The 24,248-nt window shown below is 70.8% G+C and carries 21 protein-coding genes; 15 read left to right on the top strand and 6 right to left on the bottom strand.

The features are described 5' to 3' along the window. Window positions 1-165 precede the first annotated feature (165 nt). Complete coding sequence (locus AB6807_RS24290) at window positions 166-1,140, top strand: alpha/beta hydrolase (protein WP_371086545.1); 975 nt, start codon at window positions 166-168, stop codon at window positions 1,138-1,140. A gap of 31 nt (window positions 1,141-1,171) precedes the next feature. Here AB6807_RS24290 and AB6807_RS24285 read toward each other — a convergent pair whose 3' ends face one another. From AB6807_RS24285 to AB6807_RS24275, 3 genes are all read right to left on the bottom strand, one after another. Beyond that, on the bottom strand, window positions 1,172-2,401 hold the full coding sequence (locus AB6807_RS24285; RefSeq protein ID WP_371086544.1) for an MFS transporter: 1,230 nt from the start codon (window positions 2,399-2,401) through the stop codon (window positions 1,172-1,174). Beyond that, entirely contained in the window at window positions 2,398-3,426 is a 1,029-nt protein-coding gene (locus tag AB6807_RS24280; RefSeq protein ID WP_371086543.1) for a methyltransferase, read from the bottom strand. Before AB6807_RS24280 ends, AB6807_RS24285 begins: the two co-directional genes overlap by 4 nt. Before the next feature lie 87 nt (window positions 3,427-3,513). Next, window positions 3,514-5,523, bottom strand: a complete 2,010-nt coding sequence (locus AB6807_RS24275; protein WP_371086542.1) for a TonB-dependent receptor — start codon at window positions 5,521-5,523, stop codon at window positions 3,514-3,516. A 247-nt stretch (window positions 5,524-5,770) separates the two neighbouring features. Between AB6807_RS24275 and AB6807_RS24270 the strand changes: the two genes are divergently transcribed. The 3 genes from AB6807_RS24270 to AB6807_RS24260 are packed head-to-tail and all read left to right on the top strand — an operon-like array spanning window position 5,771 to window position 8,449. Continuing rightward, window positions 5,771-6,664: a helix-turn-helix domain-containing protein gene (locus AB6807_RS24270; RefSeq protein WP_371086541.1), complete on the top strand. Its 894-nt coding sequence runs from the start codon at window positions 5,771-5,773 to the stop codon at window positions 6,662-6,664. Between the two features lie 52 nt (window positions 6,665-6,716). Then, a complete protein-coding gene (gene miaA, locus AB6807_RS24265; protein ID WP_371086540.1) occupies window positions 6,717-7,802 on the top strand; it encodes a tRNA (adenosine(37)-N6)-dimethylallyltransferase MiaA in 1,086 nt (361 codons plus the stop codon). Next, window positions 7,799-8,449 (top strand): ABC transporter ATP-binding protein, encoded by a 651-nt coding sequence (locus AB6807_RS24260; protein WP_116914421.1) that lies wholly within the window; start codon window positions 7,799-7,801, stop codon window positions 8,447-8,449. Before miaA ends, AB6807_RS24260 begins: the two co-directional genes overlap by 4 nt. Window positions 8,450-8,468: 19 nt before the next feature. On the opposite strand, the gene AB6807_RS24255 is transcribed toward AB6807_RS24260, so the two are convergent. Further along, window positions 8,469-9,434, bottom strand: coding sequence for a threo-3-hydroxy-L-aspartate ammonia-lyase (locus tag AB6807_RS24255; RefSeq protein WP_371086539.1), 966 nt, complete (start codon window positions 9,432-9,434; stop codon window positions 8,469-8,471). Window positions 9,435-9,552: 118 nt separating this feature from the next. Between AB6807_RS24255 and AB6807_RS24250 the strand changes: the two genes are divergently transcribed. From AB6807_RS24250 to AB6807_RS24230, 5 genes are all read left to right on the top strand, one after another. Continuing rightward, on the top strand, window positions 9,553-10,266 hold the full coding sequence (locus AB6807_RS24250) for a GntR family transcriptional regulator (protein WP_371086538.1): 714 nt from the start codon (window positions 9,553-9,555) through the stop codon (window positions 10,264-10,266). Beyond that, window positions 10,263-11,138, top strand: coding sequence for a phytanoyl-CoA dioxygenase family protein (locus tag AB6807_RS24245; RefSeq protein ID WP_116914424.1), 876 nt, complete (start codon window positions 10,263-10,265; stop codon window positions 11,136-11,138). Before AB6807_RS24250 ends, AB6807_RS24245 begins: the two co-directional genes overlap by 4 nt. 4 nt (window positions 11,139-11,142) lie before the next feature. Further along, window positions 11,143-12,504: an NAD(P)H-dependent oxidoreductase gene (locus AB6807_RS24240; RefSeq protein ID WP_371086537.1), complete on the top strand. Its 1,362-nt coding sequence runs from the start codon at window positions 11,143-11,145 to the stop codon at window positions 12,502-12,504. A gap of 171 nt (window positions 12,505-12,675) precedes the next feature. Beyond that, window positions 12,676-13,044, top strand: a complete 369-nt coding sequence (locus tag AB6807_RS24235) for a YciI family protein (RefSeq protein WP_116914426.1) — start codon at window positions 12,676-12,678, stop codon at window positions 13,042-13,044. Then, window positions 13,041-14,282, top strand: coding sequence for an RNA polymerase sigma factor (locus tag AB6807_RS24230; RefSeq protein ID WP_371086536.1), 1,242 nt, complete (start codon window positions 13,041-13,043; stop codon window positions 14,280-14,282). The genes AB6807_RS24235 and AB6807_RS24230 overlap by 4 nt, the downstream gene beginning before the upstream one ends. Window positions 14,283-14,376: 94 nt before the next feature. Here the strand turns inward: AB6807_RS24230 and AB6807_RS24225 are convergent, their stop codons facing one another. Beyond that, window positions 14,377-15,030 carry an NUDIX domain-containing protein gene (locus AB6807_RS24225; protein ID WP_371086597.1) on the bottom strand — a complete coding sequence of 218 codons (654 nt, stop codon included), beginning with the start codon at window positions 15,028-15,030 and terminating at the stop codon, window positions 14,377-14,379. 169 nt (window positions 15,031-15,199) lie between these two features. Between AB6807_RS24225 and AB6807_RS24220 the strand changes: the two genes are divergently transcribed. Genes AB6807_RS24220 through AB6807_RS24210 form a run of 3 tightly spaced genes read left to right on the top strand, consistent with a single transcriptional unit; the run spans window position 15,200 to window position 17,370 of the window. Continuing rightward, window positions 15,200-15,817, top strand: coding sequence for a DUF4291 domain-containing protein (locus AB6807_RS24220; RefSeq protein ID WP_371086535.1), 618 nt, complete (start codon window positions 15,200-15,202; stop codon window positions 15,815-15,817). 24 nt (window positions 15,818-15,841) lie between these two features. After that, complete coding sequence (locus tag AB6807_RS24215; RefSeq protein WP_371086534.1) at window positions 15,842-16,474, top strand: NADAR family protein; 633 nt, start codon at window positions 15,842-15,844, stop codon at window positions 16,472-16,474. Continuing rightward, entirely contained in the window at window positions 16,471-17,370 is a 900-nt protein-coding gene (locus AB6807_RS24210; protein ID WP_371086533.1) for an ADP-ribosylglycohydrolase family protein, read from the top strand. The genes AB6807_RS24215 and AB6807_RS24210 overlap by 4 nt, the downstream gene beginning before the upstream one ends. Before the next feature lie 36 nt (window positions 17,371-17,406). Here the strand turns inward: AB6807_RS24210 and AB6807_RS24205 are convergent, their stop codons facing one another. Continuing rightward, a complete protein-coding gene (locus AB6807_RS24205; protein ID WP_371086532.1) occupies window positions 17,407-18,888 on the bottom strand; it encodes a serine hydrolase domain-containing protein in 1,482 nt (493 codons plus the stop codon). A 94-nt stretch (window positions 18,889-18,982) separates the two neighbouring features. On the opposite strand from AB6807_RS24205, the gene AB6807_RS24200 reads away from it, so the two are divergent. From AB6807_RS24200 to AB6807_RS24190, 3 genes are all read left to right on the top strand, one after another. Then, window positions 18,983-21,613 carry an FtsX-like permease family protein gene (locus tag AB6807_RS24200; protein WP_371086531.1) on the top strand — a complete coding sequence of 877 codons (2,631 nt, stop codon included), beginning with the start codon at window positions 18,983-18,985 and terminating at the stop codon, window positions 21,611-21,613. Window positions 21,614-22,037: 424 nt separating this feature from the next. Beyond that, window positions 22,038-23,114, top strand: coding sequence for a PLP-dependent cysteine synthase family protein (locus tag AB6807_RS24195; RefSeq protein WP_371086530.1), 1,077 nt, complete (start codon window positions 22,038-22,040; stop codon window positions 23,112-23,114). Beyond that, window positions 23,114-24,199, top strand: a complete 1,086-nt coding sequence (locus tag AB6807_RS24190; protein WP_371086529.1) for a lipocalin-like domain-containing protein — start codon at window positions 23,114-23,116, stop codon at window positions 24,197-24,199. Before AB6807_RS24195 ends, AB6807_RS24190 begins: the two co-directional genes overlap by 1 nt. The last annotated feature ends 49 nt before the right edge of the window (window positions 24,200-24,248 follow it).

Here is a 24,248-nt window from a genome sequence, read left to right as displayed (position 1 = left end):
TTCGAGGGTTTTGGACGGTCATCCGTGCGGCGGGCACGCACGTTGCATAGGTTCACTGAAGCGCCAACGAGCGTTGTTTGAGGGGGTTACCAAAGTGCAATGTCGGCGCACGGCGGTCAGAGCAGGTGAACTTTTCCGCCGACTTCGCTGTCCCTCAACCCCATGATGAAACGCTGGACCCTCCTCGCGTCTGTCTTCTCGCTTTGCGCCCTGCTCGCCGCCGGTTGCTCGACGCTCGACGCGCAACAGCGTGAGTGGATCTTCCAGCCCAGCGACCGCAGCTGGGGCAACACCGCCTCCATGACCCAGGGCATGGAGGACGTGTGGATCGACTTCCAGTCTTCCCTCACCGGCGAGCCCGCCCGCCTGCACGGCCTGTGGCTGGGCGGCGCGCCCGAGACCACCGACACCCCCGTCATGCTCTACCTGCACGGCGCGCGCTACAACGTGGCCGGCTCGGCGCCGCGCATCCAGCGCATGCACGAGCTGGGCTTCTCGGTGCTGGCCATCGACTACCGCGGTTTCGGGAAGAGCTCAAAGGGCCTGCCCTCCGAGGAATCGGCCCGAGAGGACGCCCGCGCCGCCTGGACCTGGCTGGCCGCGCGCCACCCCAAGCAGCACCGCTACATCTTCGGCCACTCGCTGGGCGGCGCCATCGGCATCGACCTGGCGGCGCACGTGAACGACGAGAGCGGCACCATCGTGGAGAGCACCTTCAGCTCCATCGCCGACGTGGTCGCCAGCTTCAAGTGGGGCTGGCTGCCGCTGGGGCCCTTCATCACGCAGCGCTTCGAGGCCATCGACAAGGTCAAGGACATCGGCGCGCCGCTGCTGGTGGTGCACGGCACCGCCGACAGCCTGATCAACCCCACGCTGGGGCGCAAGCTGTACGACGCGGCCACCGTGCCCAAGCTGTTCGTGCTGGTGGAAGGCGGCTCGCACCACAACACCAACTCGGTCGGTGAAACGCAATACCGTTCGGCGCTCACGCAGCTGTTTCGCATGAAGCCGGAGAACATGGTCGCCAGCAACGCCGGCGTGCCGCGCCCGACGCCCAAGCTCGCGCCGCCCGCTGGCGGCGCCCTCACGCCGCAAGACGTGAGCGGCAAGGTGCTGCCGCCGGTGCCCGCGGCCATCTGATCACCGCGAGCACTGGGGCCGCGCCGCCGCTTCAGCCGACCGCCACGCCGCGGCCGATGGCCCGGCGGGCGCCCAGCACGAACACGAACACCCCACCCATCGCCGCCGCCAGGCCGGCGAGCATGCCCGCATAGCCCGTGCGGTCCAGCAGGAAGCCCGCGGCCACCGGCACCACCAGGCGGCTCAGCGCGAACAGGCTGGCCTGCAGGCCATAGTCCGCGGCATGGTGACCGTCGCGCGCGAAGAACATCATCAGCCCGAAGGCCAGCGACGCGGCCGCGCCCATCGCCAGCGCAACCAGCAACGCACCCACCGCCAGCCACGCTGGTGGCGCTTGCAGGCCCACCAGCGCCGCGAGCAAGGCGATGCAAAGACAGCACAGCAGCGCGATGCCTGGCACCGCGCGCTCCACGCCAACCCGCCGAATGACCGCCGCGGCCACCATGCTCGCCACCGCCGCGACCAGCCCGCCGCCGACGCCCACGAGCCACGCCACCTGCGGCAACGCGAAGCCCCGGTCGATCAGCAACGGCTTCAAAAAGAACCACGCCGCGCCGATGAAGGGAAAGCATGCCAGCAGCAGCACCGTCCACGCTCCAGCGCCTGGTTGCGCGAAATAGCCGCGCGCCCGGCCGTTCGACACGCCCTGCACCGGCGATGAAGCCGCGGCATCGCCTTCGTTCACGCACAGCAGCGCCAGCACGCCCGCCACCAGCAGCCCCGCCATCACCCAGAACGGTGCGGCCCAGCCCCACTTCGCCTGCACGAGCAGCATCAGCCCGCCGCCCACGATGGCGCCCAGCGACAGCGCCGCCGAACGCAGCCCGCCCGCGCGCACCCGCGCCGCGGCGGGCAGCAGGCGGATGGCCAGCGCGTTGACCGGAATGTCGGCCCACGTCGACATCAGCGCCGCCGCCACGGCCAGCACATAGAGCGCGAGCCGGTCGGCCAGCAGCGCGCGCTGCGCCAGCAGGCCCAGCACCGCGGCAAAGCCGAGGCACAGCAGCACAGCCCACGCGCGGTAGTGCCCGCTCCTGAATCGCAGCCGCTCCACCGGCACCGCGAGCACGAACTTGAAAACCGCCGGCAAGCCCGCGAGCTGGAACAGCCCGATTTCCAGCCCGCTCCAGCCGTGTTGCCGCATCACGACCGGCAGGCCCAGCCAGAGGTAGACGCTGGGCGCGGTGAGCGCCAGGTTCAGCCCGGCGAAGAGCGACTGCAGCAGGTTCTCGCGCAGCCGGGACATGGGCGAACGGCTCATGCGGCCCGCCTGCGCGCCACCAGCACCTGCAGCGGCGCCATCGGAAATCCGGTCGACGCAAAGCGCCGCAGGCACTCGAAGCCCACGCGCTGCAACGCGGCCTCGCCAGAGCCGGCGGCGCCCACGTGGCGGCCCAGCATCATCATCGGCAGGTAGAACGGCAGCACGGCCGCGGCGCCCTCGCGCGACGCGCCCACCTCGGCATGCGCGCAGACGAAGATGCCGCCGGGGCGCAGCGACGCCAGCACCACGCACAGCAGGGCGTCGATGTCGGGCACGAAGTGCAGCACCGACGAGCACCACACCAGGTCGTAGCCCTCGCCGATGCCGTCGCGCACCACGTCGCCGCCCACCGCGCGCACGCGGTGCGAGAGCTGTTCGCGCGCGATGTTCTCCCTGGCGACCGCCGCCGTGGCGGGCCCGTCGAACACCACGCCTTGCGAGTCGGGCCATGCCTTGGCCAGCGCGATGCCGATCCAGCCGGGGCCGCCGCCCAGGTCGAGCCAGCGCTTCGTGCGCGCCGCCTCGGGCACGCGCGCCATCACGTGCAGCGCCGCCTCGACGCTGACCGCGCGCTGCTCCTGGCCGATCTGCACGCGCGCGGCCTGGGCCCAATCGGAATCGGCGCCCGTCGCAGGCCGGGGCACCGCCTGCCCTTCTTCGGGCTGCGGACCGCCTTGCAATTGCCCGTGCAACCGCCCGCCCGCCGCGCGCAGGCTGCGCAGCCTAAACAGCAAGGCGTCACCGCAAAACGCCGCGCCGTCGCCCAGCAGGAAACGCCGCGCGCCTTCGCTCACGCGGTAGCGGTGAACGCCGCCGCCGTCGGCCTCGGTGCGGTCGAGCACGTCGAGGCTCCACAGCAGGTCGAGCAGGGGCCCCATGGCGGCGAGCTGCAGGCCGAGGCGCTGCGCGGTGTCGTGCGCGGTGGCGTGCTCGCGCAGCGCGTCGGGCACGCCGAGCTCCAGCGCGGCGGCCAGTGCGTCGGCCTGCACGGCGGCGCTGGCGATGTCCCAGTAGCGTTGCAAGGGATGTTGCAAGGGATGGTGTGGCGAAGAAGTCATGTCGTCTGTGCGCATCGAAGCGGTGTCAGGAAAAAAGGAATGCCGCATGCGTCACATCCGCCAGTTCAGCCGCACGCCGACTTCGCGCGGCGGGCTGTACACGGTGACGATGCCGTTCTGGTAGCCCACCGCGTCGTAGCGCCGGTCGGCCAGGTTGCGCACGTAGGCCGTGAGCTCCCACGGGCCCTGCGTGTAGCCGCCCGACAGGTCGAGCCGGCCGTAGCCGTTGCGGCTGTAGCGGTTGGCCGCGTCGAGATAGACCTTGCCGGTGCCCGACAGCGTGGCCTGGGCATGCCAGCCCTTCGGCGCGTCGTAGCGCAGGCCCAGGTGGCCGTCGATGTCGGGCGCGAACGGGTTGCGGTGGCCGTCGTACACGGCGCTGCCGTCGCGAAAGCGCTCGAAGCGCGTGCGGTTCAGCGCCAGGCCGGCGCGCAGCTGCCAGCCCTGGCCGAAGAGGTAGTCGAGCGACAGCTCCGCCCCGCTCGCGCGCGCCGACGCGGCATTGGTGACGTACACCGTGCCGGGCACCGGCATCTGCTGCACCTGCATGTCGTTCACGCGCATGGCGTACACCGAGGCCGCATAGCGCAGCCGGTGGCCGGCCACGGTGCCCTTGGCGCCGAACTCCAGCGAGCGCACCTTCTCCGGCTGGTAGGCCGCATAGCGCGCCGCCGGCACGAAGACGTTGAAGCCGCCCGCGCGAAAACCGTCGGACACGCTCGTGTACAGCTGGTGCGTGGGCGCGAGCTGGTACTGCAGCGCGAGCTTGGGCGAGAAGTGGGTCCAGTCGGCGCGCTGGCCCGCATTGGCTGTGCCGCCCGCACCCGCCGCGAACCGCACCGCGTTGCGCTCGATGCGCGCACCCGCCGACACCGACCACGCGCCCGCCAGCGGCACCGACCAGTGCGTGAACAGCGCCGACGAATGCCCTTCGAGCGTGGCCGCCGACACGCTCGACGCCAGCGGCAGCTTCTGCGTGTTGCGCAGGTCGTGGTCGTCGCGGTCGAGGTACACGCCCGCCAGCCACTGCGCGCCGCCGAGCCGGCCTTCGAGCCGCAGCTCCTGCGACAGCGTGCGAAAGCGGTGGTCGCGGCCGATGTGCAGCAGGTCGGCGGGCTGGAAGTCGGTGTCCTGCTGCACGCGGTCATTCACGTGGTTCTGCGCGGTGATCGAGCGCAGCCGCAGGCCGTTGTCGAAGTTGTGCGTCACGTCGAGCGACAGGCTTCGCCCGCCCGACCGGTTGTAGCTGGCCGTGCCCGAGCGCACCGTGGCGCGCTGCGCGCCGGGCGAGCCCCACAGGGCGGCGCCGTCGTCGTAGTCCTGGCTGGCGAAGCGCAGCGTGGCGTCGGTGCGCGCGCTGGGCGTCCAGCGCAGCGCCAGGCGCAGCGCGCGGCGCTCGCGGTCGTCCTCGGTGCGGCCGGTGTAGGTGTTGCGGATGAAGCCGTGCTGCTGCGAGGTCTCGGCCGCGATGCTGGCGTAGAGCGTGTCCTGCACCAGCGGCCGGCTCAGCGCGAAGCGCAAGGCGCGCCGCTCGCGGCTGCCCGCCTCCACGCCCACGCTGGTGCGCGGTTCGTTGCCCGGCTGGCGCGAATGGATGGCGATGACGCCGGCCTCCGCATTGCGCCCGTACAGCGTCGACTGCGGCCCGCGCAGCACCTCGACGCGCTCGACGTCGAGCAGCGCGTGGTCGAAGCCCTGCGCCATCAGCGTCGGCACGCCGTCGAGCAGCAACAGCGTGGACGAAGAAAAGCTGAAGAAATTGGCGCTCAGCCCGCGCATCACCGGCGACAGCACGCCGGCCTGCCCGAAGGGCTGGAAGCCCAGGCCGGGCGTGAGCTGTTCCAGCGTCTGCAAGCCGGTGGCGCCCTGCGCCTCGAGCGTGTCGCCGTCGAGCACCGACACGCTGGCCGGCACGGCATCGAGCGGCTGCGACTGCTTGGTGGCGGTGACCGAGATAGACGGCAGCTCGGGCGCCTGCGCGGCCGCCGTGCCGCACAGCGCGCAGAGAAGCGGAGAGGCCCAGGCGGCACGCGCGCGGGAACAGAAAAGCAATGAAGCCATGGTTGGAAATCGCCAAGAAGAGAAGAGACGAGGTGAGGTGCGAAGGGCCTTCGAAGCCCTGGCGCGACGCTTGCCCCAGCGTATTTCCAAACAAGAATGACTATCATCTGAGTTCGAATGCATTCCGGTCCGTTTCATATGCATTCGCCCTTTCCATTCATTTCCCGCCCCTTCCGTTCGCCTGCGAACGAGCCTCGCCATCGCCTTTCGCATCGCCGCCACCGAAGCCCACGCCGCCCCTTCCGGCGTGGCGGGCTGGTCGCGCCTGCAGTTGCCCGACACGGTGGGCGATTGCCATGCCGAGCGGCTCGACATCGACCACGGGCTGGCCGTGGTGCGCTCGCGCTACCTGCCGCGGCGCGACCTGGCCGAGCACAGCGCGCAGCAGGACGGCGCGCGCCGTTTGATCCTCACCTTCGCGCTGCAGGGCGACTCGGGCTATGAATCGCAAGGCGGGGAACGGCTGGCGTTCAGCGCGGGCTTCACCACCGTGTCGGCCGCGCGCGACAGCGTCGGCGAGCGGCGCTACAAGGCCAACGAGCCGGTGGCGCAACTGCGCCTGCTGGTCGACGAAGACACGGTGGCGCGCTACTTCGGCGAGCAAGGCCGCCACCGCCTGCTGCCCGACGCCGGCCTGCGCCCGCTGGCCTTTGGTCGCACCAGCGCCGCCAGCGCCGCGCATGCGGCCGCGCTGGGCCGGCGCAGCGCGCAACCGATTCAGAACCCGCTCGACCTGCACATCCACGCGCTGAGCCTGCTGGCCGGAGAAATGTGCGCGCTGCAGGCGCCCGCGCCGGCAGCCGCCGGCAGGCTGTCGCCGCAAGACATCCGCAAGCTCGAACAGGCACGCGACCTGATGCAGGCGCAGATGCAGTCGCCGCTCACCGTGGCCTACCTGTGCGCCAGCGTCGGGCTCGGCGAATCGAAACTGCAGCGCGGCTGCCGCGAGCTGTTCGGTGCCAGCCCCTATCGGCTGCTGCTCGAATTGCGCATGCGGCGCGCCCTTGCGCTGCTGGAGGCCGGGGCGCAGGTCGCGCAGACCGCCTGGCAGGTGGGCTACGCGCACCCGGCCAACTTCAGCGCGGCCTTCACCCGGTTCCATGGCCGCGCGCCCAAGGCGGTGCGCGGCCGCCAGCGCTGAGCAAGACCTGAACCGGCGTGCGGCCCGCGCCATTTGCTACCCTCGGCGCACCATGTCTCCCAGCTTCGTTCCGGCCGCCGAGGCCGCTCCCCCGGCAGCGCCACGCGCAGCCACTTCCACCACGCTTCTCACCGCTCCTTCCACCGCTCCTTCCACCCCGCTTTCCCCAGCCTCCCAGCTCCCCCCGCGCTTCGTCGCCCTCGCGGGCCCCACCGCCTCCGGCAAGACCGCCGCCGCGCTCGCCCTGGCGCGACTGCAGCCGGTGGAAATCATCTCGGTCGACTCGGCCCTGGTCTACCGCGGCATGGACATCGGCACCGCCAAGCCCACCGCCGCCGAGCAGGCCGCCGTGCCGCACCACCTCATCGACATCCTCGATGCGAGCGAGAGCTACAGCGCCGCCGCCTTCGTGGCCGATGCCACGCGGCTCATCGGCGAGATCCACGCGCGCGGCGCGCTGCCGCTGCTGGTGGGCGGCACCATGCTGTATTTCAAGGCGCTGTTCGACGGCATCGACGCCATGCCCGCGGCCGACGCGGCCGTGCGCGCGCAAATCGACGCCGAAGCCGCCGCGCTGGGCTGGCCCGCCATGCATGCGCGGCTCGCGCTGATCGACCCCGTCACCGCCGCGCGTCTCGCGCCGCAGGACAGCCAGCGCATCCAGCGCGCGCTCGAGGTGTGGGCCAGCAGCGGGCAGCCGCTGTCGAGCTTTCACGCGAGCGACAACAAGACAGCCAGGCCGGTCGAAGGCGGCGTGCTGTTCTCGCTGGAGCCCGCCGACCGCGCCTGGCTGCACGCGCGCATCGCCGAGCGCTTCGACGCCATGCTGGCCGGCGGCTTCCTGGACGAAGTGCGCGCCCTGCGCGCGCGCGGCGACCTGTCGACCGACCTGCCCTCGATGCGCTGCGTCGGCTACCGCCAGGCCTGGGAAACGCTGGACGCCTGCGGCAACACCGCGCCCGACGCCAGGGCCATGGCCGACCTGCGCGAGCGCGGCATCGCCGCCACGCGCCAGCTCGCCAAGCGGCAGGTGACGTGGCTGCGCAGCATGCCGCAGCGCACCGTCGTCGCCTGCGACGCGCCCGACGCGGTGCAAACCGCCGTTCAACTGATCTACAAGACCACCCACCCCGGATGACGCTGCGCATTACCAACCTCGGCAAGCACTACGGTGATGTGCCCGTGTTCGAGAACGTGACGCTGGCCGTCGAGCCCGGCGAGTTCGTCGCCATCGTGGGGGAATCGGGCGTGGGCAAGTCGACGCTGCTGAACTGCATGGCCGGCCTCGACAGCTGGGACCAGGGCACGGTGGTGCACGACGGCACCGACATCGGCGCGCTCGACGGCGAAGCCTGCGCGCTCTGGCGGCGGCGTCACGTGGGTTTCGTGTTCCAGGCCTTCCATGTGCTGCCGCACCTGGACGTGGCGCAGAACGTGTCGCTGCCGCTGATGCTGCTCGGCCAGCAGAAAGACCAGGGCCGCGTGGCGACCATGCTCGACGCCGTGGGCCTGCCCGGCATGGGCGGCCGGCTGCCGCAGACCTTGTCGGGCGGCCAGTTGCAGCGCGTGGCCATCGCCCGTGCGCTGGTGCACCGCCCCGCCCTGCTGCTGGCCGACGAGCCCACCGGCAACCTCGACCCCACGACCGCCGCCAAGGTGATGGACCTGCTGATCGGCCAGACCCGCGAGCACGGCGCCTCGCTGGTGCTGGTGACCCACTCGGAAAGCGCCGCCGCCCGCGCGGACCGCCTGCTGCACCTGACGGCCGGCGGCATTCGCCCGTGAACCTGGGCGCCTGAACGGACTACTGCTGCGGCGCGATCAGCGCGGCGAAGCGCGACAGGTCGACGTTGCCGCCGCTGATCACGATGCCCACGCGCTGGCCCGCGATGGCCTTGCCGGCCGCGATGGCACCCGCGAAGGCCAGGCAGCCGGTGGGCTCCACCACCATCTTCATGCGCTCGGCGAAGAAGCGCATCGCATCGACCAGCTGCGCGTCGGTCACGGTGAAGATGTCGTCCACGTCGCGCTGGATGATGCCGAAGGTGTACTCCCCCAGGTGCTGCGTCTGCGCGCCGTCGGCGATGGTCTTGGGCGTTTCGATGTGCACGATCTTCCCGGTGCGGAAAGACTGCTGGCCGTCGTTGCCCGCCTCGGGCTCCACGCCGTAGACCTTGCAGTCCGGCGACAGCGCACGCGCCGACAGCGCCGAGCCCGACAGCAGCCCGCCGCCGCCCAGGCACACGAACAGGTGGTCCAGCGGCCCGGTCTCCTCGATCAGCTCTTTCACCGCCGTGCCCTGGCCCGACAGCACGTCGGGATGGTCGTAGGGCGGAATCATCGTCATGCCGCGCTCCTGCGCGAGCCGCTTCGTGAGTGCCTCGCGGTCTTCGGTGAAGCGGTCGTACATCACCACTTCGGCGCCGTAGCCCTTGGTGGCGGCCACCTTGGCGGCCGGTGCGTCCTTGGGCATGACGATGACAGCGGGCATCGACAGCAGCCGCGCCGACAGCGCAATCGCCTGCGCGTGGTTGCCTGAAGAGAAGGCGATGACGCCGCCCCTGCGCTGCGCGGCATCGAACTTCGACAGCGCATTGAACGCACCACGGAACTTGAACGCGCCCATGCGCTGGAAGTTTTCGCACTTGAAGAAGAACTGCGCGCCCCAGCGCTCGTTGGCGGTGGTCGATTGCAGCACCGGCGTGCGGTGGGCATGGCCTTCGAGCCGCGCGGCCGCGGCGGTGACGTCGTCGTAGGTAGGTAGTTGCATGGGGCCAGAGCTTAGCGGCGGCTTGCAAATTTTTGCAGTCCTGATGGGTAAAAACCCGGTACGCACGGCGGCGGCAATGTTCGTACTCTGTATACAGAGTTCAGAAAAAAGGTCTGCCATGCCCGCCCAGCTCGTCAGCATCGAGGTCGCGCCCGACCTCGTCGACCAGGTCTACCGCGCCCTGCTCGGCGCCATCAGCAGCGGCACGCTCGCGCCGGGCGAGCGCCTCACGCAGGAAGACATCGCGCAGCGGCTGTCGGTGTCGCGCCAGCCCGTGCTGCAGGCGCTGCGGCTGCTGAAGAAAGACGGCTTCGTGCTCGACGCGCCGGGCCGCGGCGTGCTGGTGGCGCCGCTGGAGGCCGAGGCGATGCGCAAGGTCTACCAGGTGCGCGGCGCGCTCGACGCGCTGGCCGCGCGGCTGGCGGCGCAACTGTGTTTTCGCATCGACCCCAAGCTCATGGAGCGCGGCCGGCGCGCCGCGCGCGGGCGCAACGTGGAGGCCATGCTCGACGCCGACGTCGCCTTCCACCAGGCCATCTACGCCGCCTCGGGCAACCCGTTGATCGGCCAGAGCGCCGACCCGCACTGGCGCCACCTGCGCCGGGCCATGGGCGCGGTGCTGCAGGCCGAGCCGCAGCGCGAGTCGCTGTGGGACGAGCACGAGGCCATTGCCGCGGCCATTGCCGCCGGCGACGCCGAGCGCGCCGCGCGCCTGAGCGAGGAACACGTCTCGCAGGCCAGCCAGGCCCTGGGCGAGCGGCTCGCGCAGCTGTCGCGCGGCGCCGCCCGCGCACCGATCACCCCACCGAAGACAAAAGGAGACAAGGCATGAAGCTGACCCCCGAGCAACGCGCGCAGTTCGAGCGCGACGGCTACCTGTTCTTCCCCGGCCACTTCTCGGCCGACGAAACCCGCGTGCTGACCGACGCGGTGCCCGAGCTGTACGCCCGGCGCGAGGCCTTCAACGTGCGCGAGAAAGGCTCGGACGCTGTGCGCACCAACTTTGCCGCGCACCTGGTCAGCGAGCCCTTCGCGCGGCTGGCGCGCCACCCGCGCATGGTGGGCCCGGTGATGGACCTGTTCGACGAAGAGGTCTACATGCACCAGTTCAAGATCAACGGAAAGATGGCCTTCGAGGGCCAGGTGTGGCAGTGGCACCAGGACTACGGCACCTGGCTCAACGACGACCTGATGCCCACCGAGCGCGCAATGAACGTGGCCATCTTCCTGGACGACGTGAGCGAGCACAACGGCCCGCTGATGTTCATTCCGGGCAGCCACCGCAAGGGCGTGGTTGATGCCAGGCACGACCTCACCACCACCAGCTACCCGCTGTGGACGGTCGACAACGCGCTCATCGCGCAGCTGGTGGAGCGCGCCGGCGGCAAGCACGGCGGCATCGTGTCGCCCAAGGGGCCGGCGGGCTCGATGATCCTGTTCCACAGCTGCCTGGTGCATGCCTCGGGCAGCAACCTGTCGCCCTTCAACCGCGTGGCCGTGTACCTGAGCCTGTGCGCGGTCAGCAACCACATCCGCCGCCACAAGCGCCCCGAATACATCGCGCACCGCGACTTCACGCCCATCGCGATGCTGCCCGACGACTGCCTGCTCGCGCCCTGCCCGGTCGAGGTGCCGTGGAAGCACGGCCTGCCCGAGAGCGCGCTGAAGACGTCGCTCGATGTCATCGACGAAGTGGAGGCCTGACCCCATGAGCCTCTACGCCCGCCTGCAACAACGCGCCGCCGAAGGCCGGCCCATTCGCATCGGCCTGATCGGCGCCGGCAAGTTCGGCGCCATGTACCTCGCGCAGATTCCGCGCACGCCCGGCGTTCAGCTGGTGGCCATTGCCGACCTGTCGCCCGACGCGGCGCGCGTCAACCTCGCGCGCGTGGGCTGGCAGCCCGAACGCGCCGCCGCCGGCTCGGTGCAGGAGGCACTGAAGCACGGCACCACCTGGATCACCGACGACTGGCAGGCCGTGACGCGCGAGCCCTCCATCGACATCGTGGTCGAGTGCACCGGCAACCCCATTGCCGCGGTCGACCATTGCCTGGACGCCTTCGCGCACGGCAAGCACGTGGTGAACGTGACGGTGGAGGCCGACGCTTTCTGCGGCCCGCTGCTGGCGCACCGGGCGCAGCAGGCCGGCGTGGTCTATTCGCTGGCCTTCGGCGACCAGCCCGCGCTGATCTGCGACCTGGTCGACTGGGCGCGCACCTGCGGCTTGCCGGTGGTGGCGGCCGGGCGCGGCCACAAGTGGCTGGCGCACTTCACCGAATCGACGCCCGAGACGGTGTGGGGCAACTACGGCCTCACGCCCGAGCAGGCGAAGCGCGGCGGGCTCAACCCGAAGATGTTCAACAGCTTTCTGGACGGCTCCAAGCCCTCCATCGAAAGCTCGGCCGTGGCCAACGCCACCGGCCTCACCGTGCCGTCGGACGGCCTGCTCTACCCGCCCGCGAGCGTGGAAGACATTCCCTTCGTCACGCGCCCGAAGAGCGAGGGCGGCGTGCTGGAGCGCAAGGGCATGGTCGAGGTGGTGTCTTCCCTGGAGGCCGACGGCCGCAAGATCCCGTACGACATCCGCATGGGCGTGTGGGTCACGGTGGAGGCCGAGACCGACTACATCAGGAACTGCTTCGAGGAATACAACGCCCACACCGACCCGAGCGGGCGCTACTTCACGCTGTACAAGCGCTGGCACCTCATCGGGCTGGAGGTGGGCATGTCGGTGGCCAGCGTGGCGCTGCGCGGCGAGCCCACCGGCGTGGCCACCTGCTGGAACGCCGACGTGGTCGCCACCGCCAAGCGCGACCTGGCCGCGGGCGAGATGCTCGACGGCGAAGGCGGCTACACCGTGTGGGGCAAGCTGCTGCCGGCCGAACGCTCGCTGCGCCTGGGCGGCCTGCCGCTGGGGCTGGCGCACAACGTGAAGCTGGTGAGCCCGGTGAAGAAAGGCCAGAGCCTGGCATGGGCCGACGTGGCCATCGACGCCGGCACCGCCGCCTACAAGCTGCGCAACGAGATGGAGGCGATGTTCGCGCCTTCGGTGCAGGCGCGGGCGGCTTGAACCGCCTGGGCGTTTGCTGAACCGAGCGCGAAACGATGCATTGCGCCGCGGCGCCTTAAGGTCAAGAATATTCTGCTCGGCACGGCGCCCCCGTGTCGAAATGGCCGCCGGCGGGCCGTCATTGTGGTGAGCGATCCTGCTCAGCAGCTTCTTCCATGACGGAGAGACACCATGCAGTACATGTTGATGTTCTATCAGCCCGCGTCCGAGTTCGAACAACGCGACGACGCCTCGTCCCGGGCCTACCGCGCCAGCTGGATGGCCTATGCCGACGCCGTGCGCCGCGCGGGCATTTCGCTGGGCGGCCACGGCCTGCTGCCGCCCCTGACCGGCACCACGCTGCGCGTGCGCGGCGACAAACGCCAGGTGCAGGACGGCCCCTTCGCCGACACCAAGGAGCAGCTCGGCGGCTACTTCGTGATCGAGGTGGCCGACCTGGACGCCGCGCTCGAATGGGCCGAGCGTGCGCCCTGCGCCACCACCGGCGGCGTGGAGGTGCGCCCCGTGTTCACCGCCACCGCCATGGCCGCCGCGGCATGAGCGGCCCGGCGGCGCACCAGGCCGCCGAGCGCGCGGCGCGCGATTCGTACGGGCGGCTGCTGGCCATCCTGTCCGCGCGCACGCACGACATCGCCGCCTCCGAAGATGCGCTGGCCGACGCCTTCGCGCGCGCGCTCGAGCGCTGGCCCGCCGACGGCATTCCGCAGCAGCCCGATGCCTGGCTGCTGAGCGTGGCGCGCCACCGCAAGCTCGACGCCTGGCGCCACACCCGCGTGCAGGACAAGGCCACGCAGACGCTGATGCTGCTGGCGGGCGAGGTCGATGACGGCGCCGCGCATGGACACGACGGCGCCGCCGTGCCCGACGAGCGGCTGCGCCTGCTCTTCGTGTGCGCGCACCCGGCCATCGACGCGCCGGCGCGCGCACCGTTGATGCTGCAGACCGTGCTCGGCATCGACGCCGCGCGCATGGCAGGCGCCTTTCTCACATCGCCCTCCACGCTGGCCCAACGGTTGGTGCGTGCCAAGGCGCGCATCCGCGCGGCCGGCGTGCCCTTCGAATACCCGCAGGCGCGCGAGCTGCCGCACCGCCTGCGCGACGTGCTCGACGGCATCTATGCCGCCTACGGCACCGGCTGGGACGACGTGGACGGCGCCGACGCCCTGCCCCGCGGGCTCACTGGTGAAGCCATCGACCTGTGCCGCATCCTGTGCGGGCTGATGCCGAACGAGCCCGAGCCGCTCGGCCTGCTGGCGCTCATGCTGTTCTGCGATGCGCGCCTGGCCGCGCGCCGCAGCGACACCGGCGCCTACGTGCCGCTCGACCAGCAGGACATCACGCGCTGGAACCACGAGTTGCTGGCCGAGGCCGAGCACCACCTGCGGCAGGCTTCCACGCTGGCGTCGCTGGGCCCCTACCAGCTGGAGGCGGCCATCCAGTCGGCGCACTGCGAGCGCCGCGCCGGCGCACCCGTGCCGCCCGAAACGCTGGTGTCGCTGTACGAAGGCCTGCTGGCGCTGCGCCCGAGCATCGGCGCGCAGGTGAGCTTGGCGTGCGCGCTGGCCAATGCACGCGGGCCTGAAACGGGGCTGCAGGCGCTCGATGCGATTCCGGCGGACGAGGTGGCCAGCTACCAGCCCTTCTGGGCGGCACGCGCGCACCTGCTGGCGGCCGGCGGTGCGCGCGCCGCCGCGCGGCAGGCCTACGACCGCGCGATCGGGCTGAGCACCAGCGCTGTGGTGCGGACGTATCTCGACGCGATGCAGCAGCGGCTTTGAGACGGTGCGATGGCTTCAGCGTGCGTTGAAAAACACAAACTTCAACGTGCGTTGAGAAGCGGTTCGCTTCAACGTGCGTTGAGAAATACGAACTTCAACGTGCGTTGAAGGTGCGCGGAAACAGCGCCGCCTGCGACCGGTCGCGCAGCCGGTAGCTCATGGCCGGCCGGCCCAGCGTGCCGGTGACCATGCCCGCTTCTTCCATGAAGTCGCCGTCGAGCATGCGCTTGCGGAACGCGCTCTTGTCGATGTCGCGGCCCAGCACCACCTCGTAGGTGTGCTGCAGCGCAGGCAGCGTGAAGGGCTCCTCGAGCAGGAAGGCCGGCAGCGAGGTGTATTCGACCTTGCTGCGCAGCCGCGCGACGGCGGCCTCCAGCAACTCGCCGTGGTCGAAGGCCAGCCGCTTGCGCGCGGCGGCATCGACTTCGAACCACGCCACCTCGGCCGTGTTGGCGCCGCTGCGCAGCTGCATCGCTTGCGCGGGAATCAGCGCATAGAAGCAGTGCGTGGTCGACCAGCCCCGCGGGTCGCGCTGCGCGCCGCCCCAGCTTCCGAGCTGCTCCAGGTAGGGCGCGGCCACGCCGGTCTTTTCGCTGAGCTTGCGCAGCGCGCAGCCGAGCAGGGTGGCGTCTTCGTCGATGTTCACGAAGCCGCCCGGCAAGGCCCACTTGCCGGGAAACGGCTCGTCGGTGTCCGCGGCGCGCTTCACCAGCAGCACCTGCAGCGCGTCGCCGAGCACGGTGAACATCACCACGTCGACCGTGACCAGCGGGCGCGGAAAGGTCAGCGGGGGAAAGTTCGACGAAGGTGTTTTCACGGGAAGGCTTGACTCCAGATTTGTTAGTTGTACTATACAACCCTTGATTAGTTGTACTGGACAACTCTCATGACAAATAAAACAACAAGAGGATTAAAAAATGAACACCGCTGTCACACCCCTTCCCACCGAGCGACACCTGGCGCAGCGTGTGCGCTGGCCACAGAGCGGGCGACACATCCTGGCTCATCACGACGCTGAATCGGTTGTCGTGTACCAAGCCTATCGCCCGGCCATCGGCGAGTACGCCATTCGCAACGGACGGCTCGATGGGCCGGACTTCAGTCTTTCGCGCATGAGCTGGATCAAGCCGAACTTCCTCTGGATGATGTACCGCTCTGGCTGGGGCACCAAGGAAGGTCAGGAGGTAACGCTCGGACTGCGGCTCCGTCGCGCATTTTTCGAGCGGCTGGTGCGAGAGGCTGTGCCGTCGACCTTCGACTCAAGCTATCCGAGCCGCGACGCGTGGCAGGCTGCGGTCGGGCGCTCCGAAGTGCGGCTGCAGTGGGACCCTGACCACTCGCCCAGCGGCCACAAGCTCGAGCGCCGCGCAATCCAGCTCGGCCTGCGCGGGCGTGCGCTGGTCGCCTTGGCACACGAAGAACTGCTGGAGGTGATCGACATGCGTGCCTTCGTGGACGCCCAGCGCGCGCTGGCGCAGAACGACAACGCTGAATTGCAACTGCCGGTGGAGCATCCGATCGGCATCGGCCAATGATCGGCCAATGAGGGAGAAAAACAAATGACGAACAACAACATCGGCGCCGCCACCATCATCAATACTGCTACCGCCACCCCGCGCAGCACCCGCGACCTGCCCGCCTACTTCGCGCAGGGCCACCGCCCCGAGTACCTGCTGTTCTGGGGCCACCAGGCGCCGAAGGCCGGCGTGAACAAGAGCTGCTTCAGCCAATGGTTCGAGGCCGGGTTCAAGCTCGACGGCATCAGGTACCGCACGGCCGAGCATTTCATGATGGCTGGCAAGGCGCGCCTGTTCGACGACACGGCGACCTGCGAGCGCATCCTCGCGGCGCGCACGCCGGGCGAGGCGAAGAAGCTGGGCCGCGAGATCGGCGGTTTCGACGAGGCGGCGTGGGCCGCGGCGCGGCTGGACATCGTGACGCAGGGCAACATCGCCAAGTTCGCGCAGAACCCGGCGCTGGGCGCCTTCCTGCTCGGCACGGGGCATCAGGTGCTGGTGGAGGCCAGCCCGGTCGACCCCATCTGGGGCATCGGCCTGGCGGCCACCGACCCCGCGGCGCAAGACCCGCGCGCGTGGCGCGGACTCAACCTGCTGGGCTTCGCGCTGATGGCGGCGCGCGATGCGCTCAGCGCCGCGCCCGACGCTCTGGATACGCCAGGGCAGTCGCAATGAGCCCGCTCGAACGCTATGAGGGTTGCCTGCTCGGGCTGGCCTGCGGCGACGCCGTGGGCACCACGGTCGAGTTCCGCACGCGCGGCAGCTTCGAGCCGGTGACGGACATGGTCGGCGGCGGCCCTTTCAGGCTGGTCGCCGGCGAGTGGACCGACGACACCTCGATGGCGCTGTGCCTGGCCGCCAGCCTGGTGCACCGCGAGGGCTTCGACGCCGTCGACCAGATGAACCGCTACTGCAACTGGCGCAGCGTGGGCTACATGAGCAGCACCGGCAACTGCTTCGACATCGGCATCACGGTGTCGGGCGCCCTCACCCGCTACCTGGCCTCGGGCGATCCGTTTTCGGGCGACCCCGACCCGCGCACGGCCGGCAACGGCGCGCTGATGCGGTTGGCGCCCGTGCCCATGTTCTTCGCGCCGAGCGCGCAGGCCACCTGGCAGCAGGCCGGCGACAGCACGCGCATCACGCACGGCGCGCAGGAGGCCATCGCGTGCTCGCAGCTCTTCGCGCTGCAGCTGCGCGCGGCCCTGCTCGGCGAGAGCAAGGCGGCCATTCTTGCCACCGCGCCGCTCGCCGTGTTGAGTGAGAAGGTCGCGGCGCTGGCACGCGGCGACTACGCGACGAAGCCGCGCGAGCGCATCAAGGGTTCGGGCTACTGCGTCGAGTCGCTGGAGGCGGCGCTGTGGTGTTTCGCGCACACCCAGTCTTTCGAAGAAGCCGTGCTGGCCGCCACCAACCTGGGCGACGACGCCGACACCACCGCCGCCATCTGCGGCCAGCTGGCGGGCGCGTTCTACGGCGTGGGCGGCATTCCCGCGCACTGGCTCGAAAAGCTGGTGATGCGAGACGAGATCGCGCAACTGGCCGGGCGCCTGCTCGCGATGACGCGCTAACGCGCTGAAGGCGCCGACCGCAGCAGCAGCCTTTGCCTACTCCTGCGGCACGGCGACCGCTTCGCCCACGCGCCGCGCGTCAAGCTGGCTGCCGCCCTGCGCCAGCGTCACGCCCACCACCACGTTGCCCGCGTCGCGCCGGAACACCAGCTGCGCGCCGATGCCGGCCACGGCGAAGCGGTCGGGCCCGGTGGGCGTGAGCGCGTTGTAGCCGCGCCCCGTCTCGCGCACCAGCAGCCGGCCGCCGCGCACCGTGAAGCTCAGCGCCTGCGTTCGGCTGACGCGGTATTCGCCCTTGTAGTCGTCCAGCCGCTTCGCGTCGATGGGCACCTCGACGGTGGACACGGGGTAGCGGCTCTTGCCGATGGCCAGCATCACCGACTGCATCGGCGCGCGTGCGTTGCTGCTGAGCACGACGATGGCTTCGCCGGTGTCGGGCGCCAGCAGCCACAGCGTGCGGTAGCCCTCGGTGAGGCCGGCGTGCCAGTAGGTGCGGCGCCCGCCCTCGGGGCCGCGCACCATCACCGCATAGCCGATCTCCGCGCCCTCGTAGCGCGCCAGCGGCGTGAGCATGCGCACGGCCGCCGGGCCCAGCGGGCCGTTGGCGCCGGCCAGCACGGCGCGGCTGAAGGTCAGCATGTCGGCGGCGGTGGAGCGCAGCGCGCTGGCCGGCGCGTAGGCCTGCATGTCGAACAGCGGCTGGCGGCGGTCGCCGGCAAAGGCCGGGGCCATGCGCGAGGCCTTGTCGCCGAGAAAGATCACAGTGTCGTTCATGCCCAGCGGCTCGGTGATGCGCGCGCGCACCAGCTCGCCCCACGAGGTGCCGTAGCGCTCGGCCAGCAGCTGGCCCAGCAGCGCCATGCCGAAGTTGCTGTACGCGGCCTCGCACGGCGGCGCCGCGGCCGTGAGCTTGATGCGCGCCAGCGCGGCCCAGAACATGGGCTTGTCGAAGCTGCGGAACTGCTCGGCCAGCGGCGCGCCGCCGGTCACGCCGTCGGCCATCACGGGCATGCAGCCGGTGTGCGTGACCAGCTGGCGCAGCGTGACCGAGGCCACGGCGGGCGGCAGCGGCTGCTGCGGCACGTCGGCCTTGCCCGCGAGCAGCTTGCCCACGGTGTCGTCCAGCTTCACGTCACCGCGCTCCACCGACTGCGCCAGCAGCAGCCCGGTGAACACCTTGGTGACCGAGCCGATCTCGAACATCGGCTGCTCCGCGCTGTTGGCCGCAAGGGCGCGCGGCGGCGTGGGCGGCTCGGGGTTGTAGGCCGCGCCGTAGGCGGCCTGGCCGCCGCGCAGGGTGCCGACCACCAGCGTGCCGCGCTCGGCGCCGAGGGCGGCCCTGGCGAGCACCAGCGGGTCGCTGGCCAGCGTGAGCGGTTGCTGGGGTTGGGGAGACTGAGGAGGCTGGGCTTGCTGCGGTTGCTGGGACGTCTGGGCGGCGGCGGCGCCCACCAGCAGCGGCGCGAGGAGCCAGGCGGCGAGCCAATGGCGGGACAGGGCACGGGGCAAAAGCCGCATCGTCGGGTACCTCAGGCGTCGGTCGAAGAGGCGCCATGGTGCCACGGCTGGGCCGGCGGCCGTGCAGGCTTTCGCGCGCCGCCACAATCGGCGCATGCGCGCACTGCTCACCACCTTCTCCTGGCAGGAACTCCGCCACCACCCCTGGCGCAACGCGGCGGCCGTGCTGGCCGTGATGCTGGGCGTGGCGCTGGCCTTCTCGGTGCAGCTGATCAATGCCTCCGCGCTCGACGAGTTCTCCAGCGCCGTGCGCTCGGTGAACGGCCAGCCCGACCTCGAGGTGCGCGCCGTGCAGGGCGGCTTCGACGAGGCCGTGTTCGCGCGGCTGGCCAAGCACCCGCAGGTGACGCTGGCGAGCCCGGTGGTGGAGTTCCAGGGGTTGGCGCTGGCGGGTGATGGCAAGCCTGGTAGTTCGGCCGGCGACAGCCAGGTGCCCATGCGCGTCATCGGCATCGACGCCCTCGTGCTGCCCACCATCGCGCCCGCGCTCATGCCGCAAGCCGCGCCCGGCGCCGACCGCTTCGCGCTGTTCGCGCCCGGCCAGGTGTTCCTCAACGCCGCCGCGCGCACCGCGCTGGGCCTGCCGGCCGAAGCGCCCGCCGGCAGCCGGGAAACCGTGCAGCTGCGCAGCGGCGATGCATGGCGCCAGCTGGCCGTGGCCGGCCATGTCGCGGCCGGCGGCACGGCGCTCGCGGTGATGGACATCGCCGCCGCGCAAGACCTGTTCGACCAGGGCGGCCGCCTCAGCCGCATCGACCTGCGGCTGGCGCCCGGCACCGACCGCGCCGCCTTCACCGCCGCGCTGCAGAAGTCGCCCGACTGGCCCGCCGGCGTGCAGTTTGCCGAGCCCGGCGACGCGGCCGAGCGCGTGAGCAACCTGTCGCGCGCCTACCGCGTCAACCTCACCGTGCTGGCGCTGGTGGCGCTGTTCACCGGCGCCTTCCTGGTGTTCTCGGTGCTGGCGCTCAGCGTGGCCAAGCGCGCGCAGCAGTTCGCGCTGCTCGGCGTGCTGGGCCTCACGCCGCGCGAGCGGCTGCGGCTGGTGCTCACCGAATCGCTGGTGCTGGGCCTCATCGGCAGCCTGGCCGGCCTGGCGCTGGGCACCGCGCTGGCGGCCTTCGCGCTGAAGGTGCTGGGCGGCGACCTGGGCGGCGGCTACTTCGAAGGCGTGGCGCCCACGCTGCACTGGAGCGCCGGCGCGGCGCTGCTCTACGGTGGGCTGGGCGTGGCCGCCGCCCTGGTCGGCGGCTGGTGGCCCGCGCGCGCGGCGCAGGCGCTGCCCGAGGCGCAGACGCTCAAGGGCCTGGGCGCCGCGCCTGTGCAGAGCAACGGCCACTGGCTGGCGCTGGCGTTGATCGCGCTGGGCGGTGCGCTGGCCAAGGTGCCGGCCATCGGCGGCATTCCGGTGGCGGCGTACTTGTCGGTGGCCTGCCTGCTGGTGGGCGGCATTACTGCCCTGCCCTGGCTGATTGCGCTGCTGTACGACCGCATCGCGCCCCTGTTCGCGCAGCGTGTGCTGCCCATGCTGGCCGTGGAGCGCGCGCGGCGCATGCGCGGCACCGCAGCCGTGGCCGTCAGCGGCGTGGTCGCCAGCCTGAGCCTGGCCGTGGCCCTCACCGTGATGGTCGCGAGCTTCAGAGATTCGGTGACGCAGTGGCTCGACGTCGTGCTGCCCGCCGACCTGTACGTGCGCGCCACCTCGGGCGGGCGCGGCAGCAACAGCGGCGGCGGCAACAGCACCGACACCGCCACCTTTCCCCCGGCCTTCGTGCAGGCGCTGGCGCAGTTGCCCGGCGTGGCGCGCACCGGCACCCTGCGCACCCAGTCGCTGCAACTCGACGCCACCCGGCCGGCCGTGGCGCTCATTGCGCGCAGCCTGGAAGGCGGCGCCACGCAGTCGCTGCCGCTGGTCGGTTCGGCCCTGGCCGTGCCCGAAGGCCAAGTCGGCATCTATGTGAGCGAGCCGATGGTGGAGCTGTATGGCGCCCGGCCCGGCACCACCTTCGCGCCGCTGGCCGATGCGATGGGCGCCGTGGCGTCGGCGAAGACAAAGCCCGGCTTCTTCGTGGCCGGCGTGTGGCGCGACTACGCGCGGCAGTTCGGCGCCATCACCATGGATGCGCGGGACTACGAGCGCATCACCGGCGAGCGCAACGTGAGCGACGTGGCCGTGTGGCTCGCGCCCGGCGCCGCCGAGGGCGAGGTGCAGGCGGCGGTGCGTGCGCTGGCCGCGCGCCAGGGCGGCGGTTCCGCCGAGTCGGTGGAGATCGCGTCTGTCGGGCAGATCCGCGTGACTTCGCTGCGCATCTTCGACCGCAGCTTTGCCGTCACCTACTGGTTGCAGGCCGTGGCCATTGCCATCGGCCTGTTCGGCATTGCCGCCAGCTTCAGCGCCCAGGTGCTGGCCCGGCGCAAGGAATTCGGCCTGCTCGCGCACCTGGGCTTCACCCGCCGCCAGGTGCTGGCCGTGGTGGCCGGCGAAGGCGCCGCGTGGACCGCCATCGGCGCCGTGGCCGGCCTGGGGCTGGGGCTGGCCGTGTCGGTGGTGCTGGTGAAGGTGGTGAACCCGCAGAGCTTCCACTGGAGCATGGACCTGCTCGTGCCATGGGAGCGCCTGGTGGTGCTGTGTGCCGCCGTGGTGGCCGCGGGCACCGTCACGGCATGGCTGGCCGGCAGGGCCGCCGCAGGCAAGGACGCGGTGCTGGCGGTGAAAGAAGACTGGTAAAAAAGCGACCCTCGAAAAAAGGAAGCCAGGTGCTGCAGAAGCAAAGCGCCTGCAGCACCTGGCGGGCCGAGCGAAGCAATGGCCCGTGGGCTCCCGCCCCTCTGGCTGCGCCGAGGAGCGGAGCGTTTCGCGGATCAGGGCTCGCCCTTGTTTGAGCGAAGCGAGTTTGGGCGAGACCCCGCGAAACGCGAGCACCGCAGGTTGCCCGCAGCGAAGCGGAGGGACGCAGCCAGTGGGGTCGCCTTTTCTTTGCTTACTTTCTTTTGGCGAAGCAAAAGAAAGCAAGTCGCCCGCCGGGGCGAGACCCGGCCCCGAAACCCCAATCCCAAAGCCAATCAACGCCCACCCAAAAAAACCGCCCAACAGCCCCAACCACGCAAGCGCCATTGGGAGTCACAAGGCATGACTTGTAGACTGGCGCGCTATGCAGCAACCCCCCTCCTCCACAGCCATCACCGGCTGGCTAGACGGTGCCATCCGCCGCATCGAGGCCGACTACCAGCGCAGCGCCGATACCCACCTCATCCCCCTGCCGCTGCCCTCGCTGGCCGCCGCCGGCATCGACCTGTACCTGAAGGACGAGTCCACGCACCCGACCGGCAGCCTGAAGCACCGGCTCGCGCGTTCGCTCTTTCTCTATGCGCTGTGCAACGGCTGGGTGCGCGAGGGCACCACCATCGTCGAGGCTTCCAGCGGCTCCACGGCGGTGAGCGAGGCCTACTTCGCGCGGCTGCTGGGCCTTCCCTTCATCGCGGTCATGCCGCGCAGCACCTCGCCCGAGAAGGTCGCGCAGATCGCCTTCTACGGCGCGAGCTGCCACTTCGTGGACCATGCGGCGCAGGTGTACGAAGAGGCCCGCGCGCTGGCCGAGCGCACCGGCGGCCACTACATGGACCAGTTCACCTACGCCGAGCGCGCCACCGACTGGCGCGGCAACAACAACATCGCCGAGAGCATGTTCCAGCAGATGGCGCGCGAGCGGCATCCGGTGCCCAAGTGGATCGTGGTGGGCGCGGGCACCGGCGGCACCAGCGCGACCATCGGGCGCTACGTGCGCTTTCGCTGCCACGACACGCAGGTGTGCGTGGCCGACCCCGAGGGCTCGGTGTTCTCGGCCTACCACCGCACCGGCGACGCCACGCTCACCGCGGCCGGCTCGCGCATCGAGGGCATCGGCCGGCCGCGCGTGGAGCCCAGCTTCATCCGCACGCTGGTCGACCGGATGATCGAGGTGCCCAACCTCGATTCGGTGGCCGCGATGCATGCGCTGTCGGCGCTGCTGGGGCGCAGGGTGGGCCCGTCGACGGGCACCAACTTCGTCGGCATGCTGGCCGTGGCGCGCGAGATGCGCGCGGCCGGCCAGCAAGGCTCCATTCTTTCGCTGCTGTGCGATGCCGGCGAGCGCTACCTGCCGAGCTACCACGACGCCGCGTGGGTGAAGAACGCGTTCGGCGACATCGGCCCCGCGCAGCAGCGCATCGACGCGCTGGTGGCAGCGTGATGCAACCCGGGCGCACCCCCTTCGCTCTGTCGCGGCGCGGCCTGCTGCTGGCGGCGCTTGCCGCACCGGCGCTCGGCCCTTTCACGGCGTGGGCGTTGCCCGAGCGCAGGCTCGAGTTCCCTCGCGACTTCGGCAGCCACCCCGACCTGCACACCGAGTGGTGGTACATCACCGGGCACGCGAAGACGCCGGCCGGGCGCGAGTTCGGTTTTCAGGTGACCTTTTTCCGCTCGCGCGTCGATGCCGCGCAGGGCATGCGCTCGGCGTTCGCGGCGAAAAACCTGGTGTTCGCGCACGCGGCCGTCACCGACCTCGAGGGCCGCGTGCTGCTGCACGACCAGCGCATCGCACGCGCCGGCTTCGGCGTGGCCGAGGCCAGCACCAGCGACACCGACGTGCGCATCCGCGACTGGTCGCTGGTGCGCGAGAACGGCATCTACCTTGCGCGCATTCCGGCCGGCGAGTTCGCGCTCGACCTGCGCTTCACGCCCACGCAACCGGTGTTGCTGCAGGGCAAGGCGGGGCTGTCGCGCAAGGGGCCGGACGAATCGCAGGCAAGCTACTACTACAGCGAGCCGCAGCTGAAGGCGCAGGGCAAGCTGACGCTGAAGGGCCAGGCGTTCGACGTGGGCGGCGCGGCGTGGCTGGACCACGAGTGGAGCGAAGCATTGATGCACCCCGAGGCCGTGGGCTGGGACTGGACCGGCATGAACCTGGACGACGGCAGCGCGCTGACGGCCTTTCACCTGCGGCGCAGCGACGGCAGTGCGTTGTGGGGCGGCGGATCGTTTCGGCCACGCGATGGCGTGGCGCGCATTTTTGCGAACGACCAGGTGCGCTTCGAGGCGCTCAAGTCATGGGACAGCCCGCGCACGCAGGCCAAGTATCCGACGCAGTGGCGTGTGCAGACGCCGGCGGGTGCGTTCGAGGTGCGGGCGCTGCTCGACGACCAGGAGCTGGACAGCCGTGGCTCTACGGGCGGGGTGTACTGGGAAGGGGTGAGCGATCTGCTCGATGCGCAGGGGCGGCGCGTGGGGCGGGGGTATCTGGAGATGACGGGGTACGCGGCGCCTCTTCGGTTGTAGCCCCTTGTTCCTGGTGCTGCTGTACGGGGCGTGATCGCGCCCTGAGCAA

Source organism: Variovorax sp. RCC_210, assembly GCF_041355175.1.
GTDB lineage: Bacteria > Pseudomonadota > Gammaproteobacteria > Burkholderiales > Burkholderiaceae_C > Variovorax.
Note: the sequence above shows the minus strand (reverse complement) of the source record. Positions and strands in the feature narration are given on the sequence as shown.

What these genes read in the sequence shown, in the direction of transcription:
- AB6807_RS24205 (WP_371086532.1), bottom strand. Translation starts at nt 18,888, where the DNA reads ATGCGGCTTTTGCCCCGTGCCCTGTCCCGCCATTGGCTCGCCGCCTGG.
- AB6807_RS24225 (WP_371086597.1), bottom strand. Translation starts at nt 15,030, where the DNA reads ATGTTCACCGTGCTCGGCGACGCGCTGCAGGTGCTGCTGGTGAAGCGC.
- AB6807_RS24230 (WP_371086536.1), top strand. Translation starts at nt 13,041, where the DNA reads ATGAGCGGCCCGGCGGCGCACCAGGCCGCCGAGCGCGCGGCGCGCGAT.
- AB6807_RS24260 (WP_116914421.1), top strand. Translation starts at nt 7,799, where the DNA reads ATGACGCTGCGCATTACCAACCTCGGCAAGCACTACGGTGATGTGCCC.
- AB6807_RS24190 (WP_371086529.1), top strand. Translation starts at nt 23,114, where the DNA reads ATGCAACCCGGGCGCACCCCCTTCGCTCTGTCGCGGCGCGGCCTGCTG.
- AB6807_RS24245 (WP_116914424.1), top strand. Translation starts at nt 10,263, where the DNA reads ATGAAGCTGACCCCCGAGCAACGCGCGCAGTTCGAGCGCGACGGCTAC.
- AB6807_RS24285 (WP_371086544.1), bottom strand. Translation starts at nt 2,401, where the DNA reads ATGAGCCGTTCGCCCATGTCCCGGCTGCGCGAGAACCTGCTGCAGTCG.
- AB6807_RS24195 (WP_371086530.1), top strand. Translation starts at nt 22,038, where the DNA reads ATGCAGCAACCCCCCTCCTCCACAGCCATCACCGGCTGGCTAGACGGT.
- AB6807_RS24210 (WP_371086533.1), top strand. Translation starts at nt 16,471, where the DNA reads ATGAGCCCGCTCGAACGCTATGAGGGTTGCCTGCTCGGGCTGGCCTGC.
- AB6807_RS24255 (WP_371086539.1), bottom strand. Translation starts at nt 9,434, where the DNA reads ATGCAACTACCTACCTACGACGACGTCACCGCCGCGGCCGCGCGGCTC.
- miaA (WP_371086540.1), top strand. Translation starts at nt 6,717, where the DNA reads ATGTCTCCCAGCTTCGTTCCGGCCGCCGAGGCCGCTCCCCCGGCAGCG.
- AB6807_RS24240 (WP_371086537.1), top strand. Translation starts at nt 11,143, where the DNA reads ATGAGCCTCTACGCCCGCCTGCAACAACGCGCCGCCGAAGGCCGGCCC.
- AB6807_RS24250 (WP_371086538.1), top strand. Translation starts at nt 9,553, where the DNA reads ATGCCCGCCCAGCTCGTCAGCATCGAGGTCGCGCCCGACCTCGTCGAC.
- AB6807_RS24215 (WP_371086534.1), top strand. Translation starts at nt 15,842, where the DNA reads ATGACGAACAACAACATCGGCGCCGCCACCATCATCAATACTGCTACC.
- AB6807_RS24290 (WP_371086545.1), top strand. Translation starts at nt 166, where the DNA reads ATGAAACGCTGGACCCTCCTCGCGTCTGTCTTCTCGCTTTGCGCCCTG.
- AB6807_RS24220 (WP_371086535.1), top strand. Translation starts at nt 15,200, where the DNA reads ATGAACACCGCTGTCACACCCCTTCCCACCGAGCGACACCTGGCGCAG.
- AB6807_RS24235 (WP_116914426.1), top strand. Translation starts at nt 12,676, where the DNA reads ATGCAGTACATGTTGATGTTCTATCAGCCCGCGTCCGAGTTCGAACAA.
- AB6807_RS24275 (WP_371086542.1), bottom strand. Translation starts at nt 5,523, where the DNA reads ATGGCTTCATTGCTTTTCTGTTCCCGCGCGCGTGCCGCCTGGGCCTCT.
- AB6807_RS24200 (WP_371086531.1), top strand. Translation starts at nt 18,983, where the DNA reads ATGCGCGCACTGCTCACCACCTTCTCCTGGCAGGAACTCCGCCACCAC.